We start from the raw sequence: 529 nt of genomic DNA, 5'->3' as shown, positions 1-529 counted from the left end.
AATCAAAATTTTGAACCAATCATTGTTACCAGAAAAACGGCGGTAATGTAGTGTTAATCTCTGAAGGTGAATATAATAATCTTCTGGAAAATCTCTACATTAGGAGCGACCCGGAATATTATAATAAGCTATTGAAGTCGATTGAAGAATTGAAATCAGGAAAAACGCTTCGCCCGGAGCTTGCCGATGAATAAAGTTTTCACACATACAGCCTGGAAGAATACCGGTACTGGCAGAAAGAAAATCGCAAAATGACAAGCCGTATTAATGAATTAATTAGAGACATTGAACCAATGGAAACACGGGTATCGGGAAACCGGAAGCGTTAAGACATGAATTGTCCGGGTACTGGAGCAGAAGAATCAATAATGAGCATAGATTGATATACTCCATTGAAGGGAACAATATTAATATTATTTCTTGCCGGGGGCATTATTAAGAGGCGATGCACACAATGCGATGGGCCTTTAGAGCTATCCCAGCAGGCGCCCCCCTGCTGGCGATCAGGATGCAACACCCGGCGAAGGCG

2 protein-coding genes are annotated in these 529 nt (G+C 42.2%); both read left to right on the top strand.

The window, feature by feature from the left end:
- The first annotated feature begins 212 nt into the window (after positions 1-212).
- On the top strand, positions 213-329 hold the full coding sequence (locus B2633_RS05335) for a type II toxin-antitoxin system YoeB family toxin (RefSeq protein ID WP_414716774.1): 117 nt from the start codon (positions 213-215) through the stop codon (positions 327-329).
- Between the two features lie 8 nt (positions 330-337).
- The gene (locus B2633_RS05330) at positions 338-439 is read left to right on the top strand and encodes a type II toxin-antitoxin system YoeB family toxin (RefSeq protein ID WP_338116465.1); all 102 of its coding nucleotides are present in this window, start codon (positions 338-340) and stop codon (positions 437-439) included.
- The last annotated feature ends 90 nt before the right edge of the window (positions 440-529 follow it).

Origin of the sequence: Syntrophomonas sp. UBA1041 (assembly GCF_002316705.1) — a bacterium.
Taxonomy (GTDB): Bacteria; Bacillota; Syntrophomonadia; order Syntrophomonadales; family Syntrophomonadaceae; genus DTU019.
Note: the sequence above shows the minus strand (reverse complement) of the source record. Positions and strands in the feature narration are given on the sequence as shown.